The sequence below is a fragment of the Brevibacillus brevis NBRC 100599 genome, assembly GCF_000010165.1.
Lineage (GTDB): Bacteria > Bacillota > Bacilli > Brevibacillales > Brevibacillaceae > Brevibacillus > Brevibacillus brevis_D.
In genome coordinates, this window is the sequence record NC_012491.1 from 934,695 (window position 1) to 949,121 (window position 14,427).

Annotated in this window: 17 protein-coding genes, 1 pseudogene and 1 riboswitch; of the genes and pseudogenes, 11 read left to right on the top strand and 7 right to left on the bottom strand. The window is 48.8% G+C overall.

Features of this window, described 5'->3' with window-relative positions; genetic code table 11:
• Positions 1–90: 90 nt before the first annotated feature.
• The 3 genes from BBR47_RS04755 to BBR47_RS04765 form a co-directional block, all read right to left on the bottom strand.
• Complete coding sequence (locus tag BBR47_RS04755; protein WP_012684619.1) at positions 91–1,203, bottom strand: site-2 protease family protein; 1,113 nt, start codon at positions 1,201–1,203, stop codon at positions 91–93.
• Between the two features lie 67 nt (positions 1,204–1,270).
• On the bottom strand, positions 1,271–1,573 hold the full coding sequence (locus tag BBR47_RS04760) for an iron-sulfur cluster biosynthesis family protein (RefSeq protein ID WP_012684620.1): 303 nt from the start codon (positions 1,571–1,573) through the stop codon (positions 1,271–1,273).
• A 143-nt stretch (positions 1,574–1,716) separates the two neighbouring features.
• Entirely contained in the window at positions 1,717–2,073 is a 357-nt protein-coding gene (locus BBR47_RS04765) for a DUF3905 domain-containing protein (RefSeq protein WP_012684621.1), read from the bottom strand.
• Between the two features lie 668 nt (positions 2,074–2,741).
• On the opposite strand from BBR47_RS04765, the gene BBR47_RS04770 reads away from it, so the two are divergent.
• On the top strand, positions 2,742–3,242 hold the full coding sequence (locus BBR47_RS04770; protein WP_012684622.1) for a hypothetical protein: 501 nt from the start codon (positions 2,742–2,744) through the stop codon (positions 3,240–3,242).
• 423 nt (positions 3,243–3,665) lie between these two features.
• Here the strand turns inward: BBR47_RS04770 and sspK are convergent, their stop codons facing one another.
• The gene (gene sspK / locus BBR47_RS04775; RefSeq protein ID WP_007724732.1) at positions 3,666–3,797 is read right to left on the bottom strand and encodes a small acid-soluble spore protein K; all 132 of its coding nucleotides are present in this window, start codon (positions 3,795–3,797) and stop codon (positions 3,666–3,668) included.
• 97 nt (positions 3,798–3,894) lie between these two features.
• Between sspK and BBR47_RS04780 the strand changes: the two genes are divergently transcribed.
• Genes BBR47_RS04780 through BBR47_RS31145 form a run of 3 tightly spaced genes read left to right on the top strand, consistent with a single transcriptional unit; the run spans position 3,895 to position 4,538 of the window.
• Complete coding sequence (locus BBR47_RS04780) at positions 3,895–4,167, top strand: DUF3886 domain-containing protein (protein ID WP_012684623.1); 273 nt, start codon at positions 3,895–3,897, stop codon at positions 4,165–4,167.
• Positions 4,167–4,313 carry a hypothetical protein gene (locus tag BBR47_RS31140; RefSeq protein ID WP_007724729.1) on the top strand — a complete coding sequence of 49 codons (147 nt, stop codon included), beginning with the start codon at positions 4,167–4,169 and terminating at the stop codon, positions 4,311–4,313. Before BBR47_RS04780 ends, BBR47_RS31140 begins: the two co-directional genes overlap by 1 nt.
• Positions 4,314–4,361: 48 nt before the next feature.
• A complete protein-coding gene (locus tag BBR47_RS31145) occupies positions 4,362–4,538 on the top strand; it encodes a hypothetical protein (RefSeq protein WP_007724726.1) in 177 nt (58 codons plus the stop codon).
• A gap of 58 nt (positions 4,539–4,596) precedes the next feature.
• On the opposite strand, the gene BBR47_RS04785 is transcribed toward BBR47_RS31145, so the two are convergent.
• Genes BBR47_RS04785 through BBR47_RS04795 form a run of 3 tightly spaced genes read right to left on the bottom strand, consistent with a single transcriptional unit; the run spans position 4,597 to position 7,804 of the window.
• Positions 4,597–5,784 carry an ABC transporter permease gene (locus BBR47_RS04785; RefSeq protein WP_012684624.1) on the bottom strand — a complete coding sequence of 396 codons (1,188 nt, stop codon included), beginning with the start codon at positions 5,782–5,784 and terminating at the stop codon, positions 4,597–4,599.
• Positions 5,781–6,500: an ABC transporter ATP-binding protein gene (locus BBR47_RS04790; RefSeq protein WP_007724719.1), complete on the bottom strand. Its 720-nt coding sequence runs from the start codon at positions 6,498–6,500 to the stop codon at positions 5,781–5,783. Before BBR47_RS04790 ends, BBR47_RS04785 begins: the two co-directional genes overlap by 4 nt.
• A gap of 26 nt (positions 6,501–6,526) precedes the next feature.
• The gene (locus tag BBR47_RS04795) at positions 6,527–7,804 is read right to left on the bottom strand and encodes an efflux RND transporter periplasmic adaptor subunit (RefSeq protein ID WP_012684625.1); all 1,278 of its coding nucleotides are present in this window, start codon (positions 7,802–7,804) and stop codon (positions 6,527–6,529) included.
• A 210-nt stretch (positions 7,805–8,014) separates the two neighbouring features.
• Between BBR47_RS04795 and BBR47_RS04800 the strand changes: the two are divergent.
• From BBR47_RS04800 to BBR47_RS04825, 7 genes and pseudogenes are all read left to right on the top strand, one after another.
• Positions 8,015–9,364, top strand: a pseudogene (locus BBR47_RS04800) (glucose-6-phosphate isomerase); the annotation flags it as partial.
• A 15-nt stretch (positions 9,365–9,379) separates the two neighbouring features.
• Positions 9,380–9,604, top strand: coding sequence for an excisionase family DNA-binding protein (locus tag BBR47_RS31880; protein ID WP_306299208.1), 225 nt, complete (start codon positions 9,380–9,382; stop codon positions 9,602–9,604).
• Between the two features lie 64 nt (positions 9,605–9,668).
• Positions 9,669–9,785, top strand: a riboswitch (TPP riboswitch).
• 630 nt (positions 9,786–10,415) lie between these two features.
• Positions 10,416–11,519 (top strand): glycine oxidase ThiO, encoded by a 1,104-nt coding sequence (thiO, locus tag BBR47_RS04805; RefSeq protein ID WP_012684627.1) that lies wholly within the window; start codon positions 10,416–10,418, stop codon positions 11,517–11,519.
• Positions 11,520–11,607: 88 nt separating this feature from the next.
• On the top strand, positions 11,608–12,414 hold the full coding sequence (locus BBR47_RS04810) for a hypothetical protein (protein ID WP_012684628.1): 807 nt from the start codon (positions 11,608–11,610) through the stop codon (positions 12,412–12,414).
• 150 nt (positions 12,415–12,564) lie between these two features.
• Positions 12,565–12,963: a YugN-like family protein gene (locus BBR47_RS04815; protein WP_012684629.1), complete on the top strand. Its 399-nt coding sequence runs from the start codon at positions 12,565–12,567 to the stop codon at positions 12,961–12,963.
• 94 nt (positions 12,964–13,057) lie between these two features.
• A complete protein-coding gene (locus tag BBR47_RS04820; protein ID WP_012684630.1) occupies positions 13,058–13,507 on the top strand; it encodes an NUDIX domain-containing protein in 450 nt (149 codons plus the stop codon).
• Between the two features lie 102 nt (positions 13,508–13,609).
• Positions 13,610–14,407 carry an NAD kinase gene (locus tag BBR47_RS04825; protein ID WP_012684631.1) on the top strand — a complete coding sequence of 266 codons (798 nt, stop codon included), beginning with the start codon at positions 13,610–13,612 and terminating at the stop codon, positions 14,405–14,407.
• Positions 14,408–14,427: the final 20 nt, after the last annotated feature.

The following is a 14,427-nucleotide window of genomic DNA, read 5'->3' on the forward strand; positions in this document are numbered from 1 at the left end:
ACCCTCAGATAACCGTATCGCACGTTTTTGCGCTCGGAGAAGGCCGCAGATAGGCATCCATTTTTGTCAAGCAACGCAGAGTGCAAGCGGTTACCTGTGCAGTATTTGTTGGGCGTAGACGAAAAACGCTGACAGTACAGCAGCGAGACCGAGATAGGCAACTAACACTTTCCACTTCGTAGAGGCAGGTGCATCGTAGTACGTAGTGAGCTGGTGCATTTGCTCATCCAGTTCGGCTAACCTCTCTTGCGCCGCACGCTCTCCATCACGAAGAGTATCAGATGGGATCGGTCGGTTCGGGTCCGAATCGTAATACAGAACAGGCTCTCGTTCCCACAGTCTGAACAGTTCCCATTTTCTGTTCACATACACTTTATCGAGTCGCTTGAAGTCACGCTGGAGGCGTTGTTTGTCCTGCACAAATGGAACGTAAAATTTCTTCAAGTCTTCCTGATTGATCGCATTTACCTCGGCATTCATTTGCGTGCGAACATCCCATGTCGATTCCAGTGCGGGCCATTCAGCTATGCTTTGCTGGAAGTCTGCAATCCTTTCGCGCTCGTATTGCAGGAGCTTTTGTTGATAGCTGCCACGTAGGCGGTTGTACCACGTAATCAAGCCGATGATGAAAATGATCACAGTAATCGGTCCTGGGTTGGCGAACAGCATAACCCCCAGCCCGACTAACCCGATAAACCAAATCTTCGTCGACAATACCGAAACGATGCGTCCGCCATCCAGCGGAGAGATAGGCAGCAGGTTAAATAAATTGAGCATGGCGCCCAAATAGATAACCAACCCCCAGAAAGGGTCCTGCGTATACCAATACAGCGGAAGGGCAGGCAAGAAAGCAATCATCCCCGCCAAGGGTCCGCCGTAGGCTAAGTACGCCTCCGTTTTTGCATCACGCGGCATGTCCTTCATGGCGATGAAGGCTCCCGCAAAAGGAATAAAGACAGCCGGTGAAGTGGCTATTCCTTTTCGTTTGGCGGCAATCACATGACCCATTTCGTGGACGAAGATCAGATAGACGAGAGCTACGGCGAATTTCCATCCGTAAAAAGCGGCATACGCCCACAAGGTAATTCCCATGGATATAATGGTGGTTCCGAATTTCGAAAACTTCAGTAAGCTCAGTATCCATTTTAAATTGGCAAGTAAGAAAGCACCGATCGCCAAAAGGACTGAACGGCTTTTTTTCATTGTTTTTCCTCCCAGAAGATATAGGCAGATATTCTTTCTTACGAATCAAGCAGATAGAAGTTTCTGTCTAGTTGCCATCCAGACGAGGATTAGTGAAGTGAAAGCCGTACTCGCCATAGAGCGGATTGTAGCTTAGTTGTCCCCCGTCGAAATACCAGAAATCAGTTGGACGAATGACAAATCGCAACCCCTCTACTTCAAACACAGCATCATCGGTGAGGGCCTCATCTTTTTCAATCGCATAAAACATGCCACCGGTCCCGGGGCCGCTTGTTCGTACATATAATCGAAGCGTATCTCCAGGTACAAACCCGGCATAACGTTGATAGGCAATGGAAAACGCCGGCTCTATCGCAAGTGTGATACTCATGGACTAGCTCCTTTCTGCTACTTGTCTTCCATTGTAACACAAGTCAGAGTAGTGTCCCGAGACTCAAGGTGCAAGCGCAATCCAAAAACACCCGTCCGGTCAGAAGTGCCTCTGCCGAACGGGCTTGCATGAAAAAGCTGGTATTAGTCCCTGCCTTTGCTCACGTCGAGGGTAGGATGCATAAAACGCGCTCTATCTGGTTCTTCTTGATCCTCGAGGAGCTCACGGTTTTCTATCGAGTTCCAGCCAATGTCATTGGTCGGATGTACCCACTCATCCCCTGACATGATGGAGGGGTCGGTTTCTGTGCTCCAGTTGTGTAAGGGAGATTCCTTGGACTCGTACAAGCTGTCACCGATGACGACTCCGAACTCATTGACGAATGGCTTTTGAATCGTACGAGACGAGTTTTTGAAGTCAGGAGCACTGATTTGATGCGGCAGCGTCCCATCGAGGGAAATATCCTTCGTCTTGTCGTTCCTTTGCTTCTCGTTATCCATCATCTGGACCTCCTTTTATCCCATAGCATGCATCAGTCACTGACCCCTTATTCGGTTTTGGAAGAGAGCTTGCGCCCAGCCCAAATGAGACCCAACTGCATATGCTAAAAAAGGGGGGAAGTTCTGATGCTAACGAGTGTGATCATTCCCGTCAGAGAATACAACCCATCAGCTTCTGTATACCTTGTTTAGCCTGAACTTGCAGTTTGCCAATTTAGAACAATAATGGTGATCGTGCTGGATACCGCTCTAGTTCTGATAACGTCTTGATTCGATTTGAGGGGGATGTGAGATGGGGCTGATCGGCAGTCCGATCTTTTGAGATTACATACGGTGAGGATGGGGTGCTCATGTTGGCGGTTGCCCGGCCAGCCTCTCAAGCAGGTAATCAGGATTGGTTTTCTACAACCGAACGTTAAACTTTTTGATATAGGTCCTTCAATTAAAGGAATCTCGGTCATTCATGCCACGACATCGAAAATCTCAGAATAGGTCAAATCTACTGGGCCAAGTAATTAACATTCAAGCATAAGTAGCGAAAGACGCTTACATAACAAAGATATCGCGACCCACTAATGAAATGTATTTGATAATATGTGGAATTTATTGAAAAATAATAATAAATATAAACTAATTCACTTGGGGGAGGGAGCGACAATTTGTATAATGTGCGCTCTACGTTAGTAGGTCTTATTTACGGTTTGGTAACTATGTTTTTTTTGAGTTTTATCATTTCTTTTCTCGGAGATTTCGCAGCTGGCGGCATGTCGGTTGGGGGAGCATCGTTTGGGGGATGGTTATGGTTTTTTGCAACATCCCTATTTCCTGTCACTGTTATTTCTGGTATTTCAGGTTACTTCCAGGCATTCAGGAACATTCGCCTATGGGGATATTGGGTTTTATGTGCTTTTCTAGGTTTTATAATCCCCCTTTTCATGGGGTCAGTTGGTGCTACGCTGATGCTTATTTTAGAGTATGGCTTTGAGCGTGTAATGACCCCGTCAACAGAGATTACAGCGAATGATATCATGCATGACTATTTTAAATTAGCACCCCTATATGCCCTGATAGTACTACCAGTTACGACACCCTTTTTGGCTCTTTGGCTTAAAGGAATGCAAGCTTTTCTAACCTATGTTGAAAATAAGTGGAAAAAGGAGACCTCGTGAGCTGTAAGGATCGAATCTCCTTCGAACCGGCCAGATCATTATGAGCTTCATTTAGTTGGAGCTCTTATTATAAATTAGAGCGTGATGGGGTTCTTTTTTGATGGAGTGACCAATCATCTGAACGGCACTAATGAGGGTAAATTTCGATTTCGATTTTTCAATGACTAGCCCAACCCTACACTTAGAATAAAAACGCATAAAAGGGCCTTTGTAGCTCGTTTGGTAAAGTGTTCAAACATAACCGGTAGCAAAGGGATTTAGCCTAATCAAGACGTTGATCGGGCTATTCGTGTTAATTTTTAAAAAAACATTCCCTTCAATTGCATACTCAAGAATGATTCTCTCTTCCAGTCCCCCTAGACTCATCAAACTTTAGAAAGAGTAAAAATCGCCGAGCATAGTGGCTGCCCGGCGGTTTTTTTGTTAGCGGTTTTCTTTTAGCCTTTCTTGTGGTTCACTATTAATGGAGCCGTCAGAACGGACAGCCTCGGATTGGGCTTTGGGTCCTCGGATTTCAGCGGTTTTTCCAAAATCTTTTTCTTTGTTGCGAACCATGTGATGTCCTCCTCTTTGCGAAAGTTGAAGATAGTATGACCCGGATGGGGCCAGAGAATGAGGACAGAATGAGGATAGGGAAAGGGTGGCAATTCAAATGGCAAAAAAACAACGAAAACCACAGCGTCAACCAGAGACAACGACTGCAACAGACGCGAAAAGCGGATTGAACAGTTTGAAGGATATGCTGAATGCAGATGCGCTCGGAGCACTCAAGCAGCTTGAAAAAGACATGAAGACAGAAGGCGAGCGCAAAGAAAAGGAAGCCGCCGAACAAAAGCGCCGGGAGCAGGAAGAACGCGAGCGCAACAAGAGCTTTGCTGAGCTTTTGAACGATTACGAGAAAAAAGGCGGAGGCAAGTACAGCTAATGCGAGATGGACGGCAAACGGACCGACCGGATACTTCCAAAAACGGTTTGATGAAAAAGCGGCAACAAGATATCAAGGACGAGTCCATAAAAGAACGGGGCCGGATGGTCCTCGGTCGATTGGGCAAAAAGGACCCGAAGAAGTGATTTTTTCTCTCTCATTCCCATATAGCTAGGAGTGAGGGGAGGGAGGTCATGGGGACAATCCTGCTCCTGTTTAGCCTCTTGTGTGTGGCAGTAGGGACCTGGAAGTTAATCGGGATCTACAAGGCAGAAAAGGCTGACAGCAAGCCGCTCTGGTGGACAGTCGCGAGCGTGGGGATTGCGCTTTTTTTTCTTTTGAAGCTGGTAACGGATACGTTGCCAACATAAACAAGCACCTGTAGCTAAAGAGCTTACAGGTGCTTGTTTTTTCATAAAGGCTACTCCATTATTCGTAGCGCAGTGCTTCGATTGGATCGAGCTTGGCTGCCTTATTGGCCGGATAGAGGCCGAAGAAAATACCGATGGCACTGGAGAAGCCAAATGCGATAAACACGCTGTTCCAGGACATAAGCGGCGGCAACTGTGCAAAATAGGCAATGATCGAAGCGATACCAAGGCCGAACAACACCCCAATCAATCCACCGATCAAGCAGACGATGACCGATTCAATCAAAAACTGAATCAAAATATCTCGTCGGCGTGCCCCTAATGCTTTGCGAATTCCGATTTCGCGAGTACGCTCTGTCACGGATACGAGCATGATGTTCATCACGCCGACGCCGCCAACCACGAGGGAGATACCTGCGATGATACTGAAGATCAGCGTCAAGGTGCCCGTCATTTGATTAAACTGATCCATCGATTCTTGCATGCTGCGAACTCTGTAATGGTCTTCCTTTTGATGCTTGCGGCTCAAGTACTGTTTGACCTGCTGCATGGCTGGGTCGACAGACGCTTTGTCGATCGCTTTTCCCATGATCATTTGGACAGATGGCTCTTCCTGCAGGCTCATTTCGTAACGGATGGGAATAATCGCCCCATAGCTCGTTGCCATATCAAACTTGAACTTCTCTTCTGTGTACGTCCCGATTACGACGAGAGATTGATTCCCCCAGCGAACACGCTGACCAATCGGGCTCATTTGACCGAACAGCTTTTGGGCAAGAGCCTCCTCTAGGACGATGACGGCGCGTTGCTCTTTGTCATCGATCTCGTTGAAAAGTCGACCTTTTGCCACCTTCAAGGTTGATTGCATCGAAAAATAATCAGCAGTGGAGGCGGTGAGGTTGACGCGCTCTTCTTTTTTCGGCCCCTTCAAATCAATCGTACTGGAGTTGGAAGGCACGATGTATTCAATGGCAGGACTAATCCTGCCGAGTACCTCGGTATCTTCCACGGTCATATCTTCTGCGGCAATCTCTTCTTTTGTCTCCCAATTGATGAAGACGTTAAACGTGTTTTGCCCGAACTTTTCCATCTCTTCGTTGATGGCTTTTTGCCCACCTTCACCGAGTGCCGTGACGACAATGACGGAGGTAATCCCGATGATGATCCCGAGCATGGTCAAGATCGAGCGCATTTTGTTCGCCCAAATACCTTCCACGGCGGTGTTAAAGCTTTCCATAAAATTCATGTGACAATCACCTCGTCAGACGGCTTGGAGAATATTCGCTCCGTAACCTTTTCATCGCGAATGATCACGCCATCCTTGAAAGTCACAATCCGCTCAGCGTGCTGGGCGATATCCAATTCGTGGGTAACCAGAATGATCGTAACGCCCTGCGCATGCAGCTCCTGAAACATGGCCATAATTTCGACTCCAGAGCGGCTATCCAGATTTCCCGTGGGTTCATCTGCCAACAGGATGGCTGGTTTATTGACCAGTGCTCTGGCAATTGCTACACGCTGTTTTTGACCACCGGATAGCTGGGTTGGTTTATGATCCATGCGTTCAGCCAGTCCCACTCGCTTGAGTGCTTCTGTAGCCCGTTTGCGCCGTTCTGAGCGACTGACATTGGCGTACATCATCGGCAGCTCTACATTGTGCAAGGAGGAAGAGCGGGCGAGTAGATTAAACGATTGGAACACAAAGCCGATCTTTTGGTTGCGAACAACGGCGAGCTCCGTATCCTTCAAGCTGCTGACCTCAATGCCATCTAACATGTACGAGCCAGAATCTGGACGATCCAGACAGCCTAGCATGTTCATAAACGTCGACTTCCCTGATCCTGATGGCCCCATGATGGCAACGAATTCACCTTGTTCCACCAGCAGGGAGACACCTTTTAAGATGGGCAGTACGGTATCACCCGTCTTGTATGCTTTCGTCAAGCCTTCTACATGAAGCATCGTCGGCTGACCTCCTTCTTTACGTGTTACATGCCCATTGGTGCGCCGCCGCCACTCATCGGCATGACAGGTGTTCCTTCAGTCAGGGATTCGACAGGGCCAAGAATCACTTGCTCATCACCGTTAAGTCCAGACTTGACGTGAGAGAACAACTCATTTTCCATACCGGTTTGGACTTTCTGTTTTTTCGCCACACCATTGTCAGATACCCAAACAAAGGTGCTGCCGTCAGCATCTTGCTGTACAGCCTCGATTGGCACTTGCAAGGCATTATCGATTTTTTCGACGGAGATGTTGATATCCACATGGAAGCCAGGCTTCAAAGCAGATAGATCTCCAGATGGCTTGAGGGTAACTTTGACGCGTGTTTTTTCACCTTGCCCCGACTTGGTGGCAGTAGTGATCGCGGTTGGAGAGATGCGCGCTACTTCCGCATTCAGCTTTTTCTTTCCGAGTGTCACGCCTTCAATCGTGGCAGATTGACCGATTTTGAGCTTATTGACATCGGATTCGTTAATATCTGCTTCAACCAACAGATTGTTCAGATTGGCAAGGGTCAAGATTTCTGTTCCCTTGTTGACGTATTGACCGTTATCAGCTGCAATGCCAATGACGGTTCCATCCATAGGTGCTACGACGACGCTTTGGACACGTTCTTTATTCAACTGTGCTTTTTCTACATTCAGCTTGTTGATTTGGGCTTGCTGAGCGGCAATGTCTTCCTTGCGTGGCCCCTTTTGCTTGAGAGCGAGCTGTTGCTTGGCGACATTCAGCGTAGATAGAGAACTTTCCATTTGTGATTTCAACTTATCCAGCTCTTGCTGGGTAGAAGCGCCAGAAGTGAATAATTGATTCATCCGGTCATATTCCCGCTTTGCCGCATCATATTCACGCTGGGCTTGGGAGACACGTTCTCTGTCCTGTGCGACTTCTTCCGGCTCGTTGCCGATTTGTGCCTTGGCGAGGTTGGCTTTGGCCAATTCCATTTGCGCTTCCAGCTCAAGAATTCGGCTATCGACATCGGACGTGTCGATTTTCGCGATCACTTGTCCCTTTTTCACCTTGTCGCCTTCCTTGACGACAAACTCACGTAAGGTTCCAGTGACGTTGGCGTACTGTTTGAGCTTGTCTTCTACGGTGACGAGCCCTGATGTCAAAACCTTGCTTTCCAAAGCTGATTTCGTTGGTGCGCCGATGTTGACAGGCATTCCCATAGCTTGTTGCGATCCCATCATGGAAAACGCAACGCCCCCGATGCCCAGGAGGACTACGACGGAACCGATGATCCACCATCGTTTTTTCATGTTCATTCTCCTTGCTTTGGTAAGAACCATATTATTTCATTGCTCGAAAGGGTTTTACGGTAGTGCTGGAAAAAGGTAACATAAAACGCCGAATGTTCACATTTTGGACACATTTAAACGCATTTTGATACGTTTTATCGGGAAGTTCTTTGCCGCCAATCGCCGTGATATCATAGATAAAGATGAGATGACGTTCCTCGGAGGGGAGCTATGAACAAAACGATTCGTTTTGATTACGCCAACGCTCGAGCCTTTGTCAAACAGCATGAGTGGGAGCAGCTTTCTCCAGCGATCGAAATGGCGCATCAAATGCTTCATTCAAGGACTGGACCCGGCAAGGATTATCTTGGTTGGGTCGATTGGCCGGAACAATACGACCGGGATGAGTATGAGCGAATTCGCCAAGCGTCAGTACGGATTCAATCGGATTCGGATGTGCTTCTGGTGATTGGCATCGGAGGCTCGTATCTAGGGGCAAAAGCGGTACTTGACATTTTGGGCCACAGCTTTTACAATTTGCTGCCGAAGTCCAAGCGGCGTTTTCCGGAGATTTATTTTGTGGGCAACAATATTAGTCCGATTTATATCTCTCATCTGATGGACGTATTGGAAGGAAAAAATGTGTCCATCAACGTCATCTCAAAATCGGGCACGACGACTGAGCCCGCTATCGCGTTTCGACTTTTTCGGGAATGGCTGGAAAAGAAATACGGACGTGAAGAGGCCAAAAAACGAATTTACATTACGACGGATAAGCAGCGAGGAGCCCTGAAAAAGCTAGCGGATGACGAGGGCTATGCGTGCTTTGTCATTCCGGATGATATCGGTGGGCGATATTCAGTCCTGACTGCGGTTGGATTGTTGCCGATCGCTGTAAGCGGGGCGAATATGGATGCACTCATGCAAGGGGCCAGGGACGCACGCGAACGCTACATGGTCATGGATTTGCGCGATAATCCATGCTATCAGTATGCGGCGATTCGCAATGCACTCTATCGAAAAGGCAAGACAGTGGAGCTGTTGGTCAGCTATGAACCGCAGTTTCGCTACTTTGCGGAGTGGTGGAAGCAGCTCTTCGGGGAATCGGAGGGCAAGGACGGCAAAGGAATTTTTCCGGCTTCTGCCGAGTTTTCAACGGACTTGCATTCGTTGGGCCAATACATACAGGACGGCATGAGGCATTTGTTTGAGACCGTTGTGTCTGTGACGAAGCCCCTTGTTGATTTGACTGTCCAGGAGGATCCCGCTGACGTCGATGGATTGAATTTTTTGACTGGAAAACGAATGGGGTATGTCAATAAAAAGGCTTTCGAGGGAACGGTGCTGGCCCATGTGGACGGCGGTGTACCAAATCTGCTTGTGGAAATACCGGAAGCGACAGCTTACTATCTCGGTGGACTGATTTACTTTTTTGAAAAGGCATGCGGAATCAGCGGCTATTTGCTAGGCGTCAATCCGTTTGATCAGCCAGGGGTGGAGGCGTACAAAACCAATATGTTTGCCTTGCTGGGCAAGCCGGGCTACGAGCGGCAGAAAGCGGAACTGGAGGCAAGATTGCGAGAGAATAAGACGTATTTGACCGTCGAGGAGACAGCCGCCTATTTGGAGCTTCCTGAGACGTTTATTATGGAAAAAATCAAGCAGGGACGCATCCGTGCTGTTCATGACGGCAATGAGTACATCATTAATAAAGAGCAATTCAATCATCATCTCGAAGAAATTCGCAAGCTACAGGAGTTCGAGGATGCTGCACGCCATGAACCGATTCCGGAGAGCTACGATGTGAAGGATGAGGATTAACCAGCGGACGTGCTTGTCAGATGGCGGCAAACAGGACTATACTTACAAAGGAATATCATAATGAACAAGCAACTTGGGGAGTCCTTCATGCGGGGCTGAGAGGATGGAAGCAATCGACCATCGACCCATTGCACCTGATCCGGATCATGCCGGCGCAGGGATACGGTTGCCGGCAGACAGCGCTTTTCGCTTGATTGTTACCTATGCGCATGTAGCCCACCTTTTCCTGCTCGGGAACTGGTGGGCTTTTTGTTATGAAGAAGTGGGCATGTGGCTGTAGGGGAGAGAAGAATATTTCCAGTCTAGGCTCAGGGCTCCGTCCTGCTGGGGGCTGGGACTGCCCGCTACGAAGGGATTCGCGGGGAAACGCAAAAGTGGTAGCCGCTTCGTAGCCCGGGCACGGTTGCGTTTCTGTTGCCCGCGAATCCCTTCTCCGCTCGGTAGGACTCCACAAGTCGCTACATCTGGAAATATTCTTCTCTAGCGTAACTGATTGCGTTCTTCATTAATGAAAAATCTTTAAAAGATCGGATAACACGAAAGGCTCGTAGAGGAAACAGGAGAAAACAGCGAAGATCTTAGGGACACCGACCGAGACGCAATGCAAAAAGCGAAACACGCCTTTAAGCGTCCACCTCTGAAACACATCCTTGAAGATACCACTTTGGACGCGGTTTCGCTTTTTGCATGGAGTCGTGCAGTCAATCCCACAGCGGGTGGCCCTAGAAGCTGAGCGTTTTCTCCTGTTTCCTCCACGCCACAACAGCAACGTACATGACATTTTAGTCAACATGGTGAGGAGAGAAAAAAGATGAGTGATTGTCTGGTAGTGGGTGGAGGAATTATCGGATTGAGCTTGGCATACGAGCTGTCACGGCGCGGGATGAGCGTGACTTTGGTTGAGCAGGGCGAATGGGGAGGGCAGGCGTCTTCTGCTGCGGCCGGGATGCTTGCTCCTTTGAAAGAATTCACAGCACCTGGACCGATGCTCGATTTGGGCATGGAGTCACTTGCGCTATACCCGGAATGGGCAGCAGAGCTGGAAGAATTGACTGGCGGAGATGTACAGCTAAGCTTGGATGGATTGCTGACCGTCGCGTTAAATGAGGAGGAAGTCCAGCAGCTCGCTGACAAGTACCGTTGGCAAAAAGAAGCGGGACATGCTGTGCACTGGCTCTCGAATACAGCACAAGTGAAGGAAATAGAGCCGCTTCTGACCGATCAAGTGCAAGCGGCCATCTATTCTCCGTACGAAGGACACATCAACAATCGAATGCTTCTTCGCGCCTTGGCTACTGCTTGCCAATTGCAAGGAGTGAAGCTGTTATCAGGCTGTGTGGTAAGCGGCATTGCCGTGAAAGGCGGAAAAGTGATCGGGGTCGAGACCTCTTCAGGGTCACTACGTGCCGCACAGACCGTGATTTCCTCTGGAGCGTGGGTTGGAGGGATGATGGAGATGCTTGGTGTTTCCGTGCCGATTCGACCTGTACGCGGGCAGATTGCGGCCGTTTCTTCCGTGGGCATTCCATTGCGAACGGTGATTTTCGGAACGACAGGCTACATCACCCCGAAAAAGGATGGAAAAATTGTCCTTGGTGCGACTGAGGATGAGAGTGGCTTCCAGCGAGACGTTACAATGGCAGGTTTAGCGAGTATCCTGCAAGGGACCATGCCGTATGTTCCTGCGCTTCACTCCGCTACCTTTCTGGAGGCGTGGGGTGGACTTCGACCTGCGACCCAGGATGGAAAGCCGCTCTTGGGCCCCGTTCCTGGCTGGGAAGGACTGTCGATCGCAGGCGGACATTTTCGCAATGGCATCTTGCTTTCTCCTGTCACTGCAAAAGCGATGGCGGACTTTGTGGAAAAAGGAGAGACGGAGCGCCTTTTGCCATTTTTACCTGCCCGCTTTCTATAAATTGGGCTAGTCACGCCTAGATTCTGGTAACCTCCCCATGGGCACTTGTATATGGTAATAAAGAAACACCAGAAGGGGAGGAGTTTCCATGCAGTCTGATTCTGAAAAAAACCTGTATCAGGCTGACATTCAATTTGTCAGCCTGTTAAAGGATATGCGAGAAAATGTGCACAACATCTGCAAGGAGCACGTGGAGAAAAAAGTGCGCATCGAAGCACTTGACGGGCAAGTGTTTGAAGGCGTCATTGTCGATTATGATGATCAAAACGTATACGTAGAAGTTGTCGACCAGGATGCGGAGGAAGAAGAAGTTTTCGAAGAGTATGATTATGAGAACTATGATAACTATGAGGACTACAATCCTTATCAAGTAATGGAAGTGGCGCATCGGCAGCCGTATGGAGGATGGGGGCAGTATCCTGATTATTACTTTCAATATGTGAGCTATAATCCGTATGCAGGTTATCCTCCCTATGGCGATCTTAGTCCTTATGGAGGCAATCCGTACTTTCCGCAGGTAAGTCCCTATGGCGATGAGTTTAATCCATACAGTCAGGTAAGCCCTTTCGGCAGTTCCAACAACTCACGGGTCAGCCCGTTTAGCAGCAGCAATCGTCCCGCCCCCCAAGTCAGCCCGTATAGCAGCAGTAACCGTCCCGCTCCCCAAGTCAGTCCGTATAGCGAGCAGAAACCGCAAGTAAGTCCTTGGGAACAAAATCTATCGCCATTTCCACCATTCTCGCCGTATCCGCCGTTTTTTTGTCCGCCGCCACCACCCCCCCCACCGCCATATGTTTTGCCAAAAGTCCAAGGGAGAAGACGTAGAAGATGCCGGAACGGACGTAGAATCATTCCATTGGCACTCTTTACACTCCTGACAATTGTCTTGATTTAATGGTGGGGAACTTACAAGCCTCTCAAGGCCATCAGGGCTTAGGAGGCTTGCTGCTTTTTGTAGATGTGAGAGTACAACCTCGCCTTTTGTCACACACTACGAACAAAAGGTGGACGTTTCTCATAGAATAAACAAAGGCAGGGATTGACGATGCAACAAATAAACAGTAGCTTGCCAGGTACTCGGGCGACATTTGGCTATTTTCGTGAAGCGCTTCAGCCGCATTTTACATTATCCAATTGGGATTATGAGCAAGGGTACTTCGACCGGGCGCTGGATGATAAAAACATGGTCTATTTGCGCTTGCCTGTAAAAGTATTGCAAGGCGAGCTCGATAGCCCGGATGCATGGCTGGAACTGGGGCGGCCGTTTGTGATCCGGCATGTGTACCAGACTGGGGTAGAAGAAGATATCGGCTACACGGAGGCGCTCGCTTCGGGTTTGATGAATCAGTTTCAAGAGCCGGTAGACAAAGACGCACAGATTGATTCGAGATGGATTCGAAAAGCAGAGGCGGTTGTCAAAGAGCTGGAGAATCGCCTCGCGTGAGACAGGCCGCCGATAGGCCTGTTTTTTCTTGTTCATGGCAGGGAAAATATAGGTGGCTAAAGAATGGTAGCACATGGAAAAGTGAGGTGGAAATATGGCCTGGTACCATGCAGTGGCGAAATGGTATTGGAAAATCCGCAAGCCTCTCACCTTGGGTGTCCGTGTCATTGTAACGGATAAAGAAAAGGGAGTTTTGTTAATTCGGCATACGTATGTCCATGGCTGGTATTTGCCGGGGGGAGGGGTAGAGCGAGGAGAGTCGTTTGGGGAAGCTGCTCGCAGGGAGTTGTGGGAGGAGTGCGGGATACGAGCAGACGTACTTACCCTCTGCCATCTGTTTTACAGTGAGCGGGAAGGAAAACGAGACCACATTGCCTTGTATCATGTCGACCTCACACCTGGCCAAGAATTGCATAAGGATGACAAAGAAGTAGCGGAAATGCGCTTTTTTGCTTGGGATGAACTTCCTCAGGAAATATCACCAGCTACAGAGAGGCGTTTATCTCAGTATCGCATGCAGTCTTTTCAGAGTGACCACTGGTGACAGGTGGGATTTTATGCAAGTCGATTTTTCCTATGGTATAGTGAAGACAAACAACAGAGCGTATATGACCGCTTGTAAGGATAAAAGTGAGGGCAGACCAGCATGAAGATTGCGACTGTACTGCGAAATGACGATTATACACGAGAAGTGGAACAAGCATTAAAAGAAAAGCTGCATGCAGTAAATAGCCCGTTTACCTTTGTGAAGGGACCAGGTGAGCAACCGGATATGGTGTTGTCCATCGGGGGAGACGGGACACTTTTGGAGGCCGTCCATCAATATGGAATCGAGCCGTCTTATGTGGGGATTCATACGGGACATCTCGGCTTCTATGCGGACTGGCGTCCCGAGGAGCTGGACGAATTCGTTGAGCGTCTGATGAACGATGAGCCTCTGATCGCGGAATACCCGACGGTCCAATGCAGGATTAGCACAAGAGATGGCAAGCAGTATGAAAAGTGGGCGTTGAATGAAATGGTTTTGCGCAATGCGAATTTGTCTACCTTGGTGACATGCGTCTATATAAATGGCGATGAGCTGGAGACGTTTCGCGGTGACGGCTTGATCGTTTCATCACCGTCAGGAAGTACAGCCTACAACAAGGCGGTGGATGGAGCGATTGTTCATCCGTCTATTGAGGCGATTCAGTTGTCCGAGATCGCTTCGATCAATAATCAAGCGTATCGGACGATCAACAGCTCGCTCGTATTGCCGAAGCATCATGAAGTAGAGCTGATCGTCATGAATCCTGAGATTATGATCGGCTTGGACCGCGAGCAGGCAGTGTGGAAAGATGTGTGTTCCATTCGTTGCCGAGTGGGACCTGACAAAGTGAAATTCGCTCGCTACAAGCGACTGACGTTTTGGGGGCGGGTTCGCAATTCGTTTATATCCGGATAGAGAAAGCGTTGGGGAGGGGA

What these genes read in the sequence shown, in the direction of transcription:
- BBR47_RS04755 (WP_012684619.1), bottom strand. Translation starts at nt 1,203, where the DNA reads ATGAAAAAAAGCCGTTCAGTCCTTTTGGCGATCGGTGCTTTCTTACTT.
- BBR47_RS04760 (WP_012684620.1), bottom strand. Translation starts at nt 1,573, where the DNA reads ATGAGTATCACACTTGCGATAGAGCCGGCGTTTTCCATTGCCTATCAA.
- BBR47_RS04765 (WP_012684621.1), bottom strand. Translation starts at nt 2,073, where the DNA reads ATGGATAACGAGAAGCAAAGGAACGACAAGACGAAGGATATTTCCCTC.
- sspK (WP_007724732.1), bottom strand. Translation starts at nt 3,797, where the DNA reads ATGGTTCGCAACAAAGAAAAAGATTTTGGAAAAACCGCTGAAATCCGA.
- BBR47_RS04780 (WP_012684623.1), top strand. Translation starts at nt 3,895, where the DNA reads ATGGCAAAAAAACAACGAAAACCACAGCGTCAACCAGAGACAACGACT.
- BBR47_RS31140 (WP_007724729.1), top strand. Translation starts at nt 4,167, where the DNA reads ATGCGAGATGGACGGCAAACGGACCGACCGGATACTTCCAAAAACGGT.
- BBR47_RS31145 (WP_007724726.1), top strand. Translation starts at nt 4,362, where the DNA reads ATGGGGACAATCCTGCTCCTGTTTAGCCTCTTGTGTGTGGCAGTAGGG.
- BBR47_RS04785 (WP_012684624.1), bottom strand. Translation starts at nt 5,784, where the DNA reads ATGAATTTTATGGAAAGCTTTAACACCGCCGTGGAAGGTATTTGGGCG.
- BBR47_RS04790 (WP_007724719.1), bottom strand. Translation starts at nt 6,500, where the DNA reads ATGCTTCATGTAGAAGGCTTGACGAAAGCATACAAGACGGGTGATACC.
- BBR47_RS04795 (WP_012684625.1), bottom strand. Translation starts at nt 7,804, where the DNA reads ATGAAAAAACGATGGTGGATCATCGGTTCCGTCGTAGTCCTCCTGGGC.
- thiO (WP_012684627.1), top strand. Translation starts at nt 10,416, where the DNA reads ATGAGTGATTGTCTGGTAGTGGGTGGAGGAATTATCGGATTGAGCTTG.
- BBR47_RS04810 (WP_012684628.1), top strand. Translation starts at nt 11,608, where the DNA reads ATGCAGTCTGATTCTGAAAAAAACCTGTATCAGGCTGACATTCAATTT.
- BBR47_RS04815 (WP_012684629.1), top strand. Translation starts at nt 12,565, where the DNA reads ATGCAACAAATAAACAGTAGCTTGCCAGGTACTCGGGCGACATTTGGC.
- BBR47_RS04820 (WP_012684630.1), top strand. Translation starts at nt 13,058, where the DNA reads ATGGCCTGGTACCATGCAGTGGCGAAATGGTATTGGAAAATCCGCAAG.
- BBR47_RS04825 (WP_012684631.1), top strand. Translation starts at nt 13,610, where the DNA reads ATGAAGATTGCGACTGTACTGCGAAATGACGATTATACACGAGAAGTG.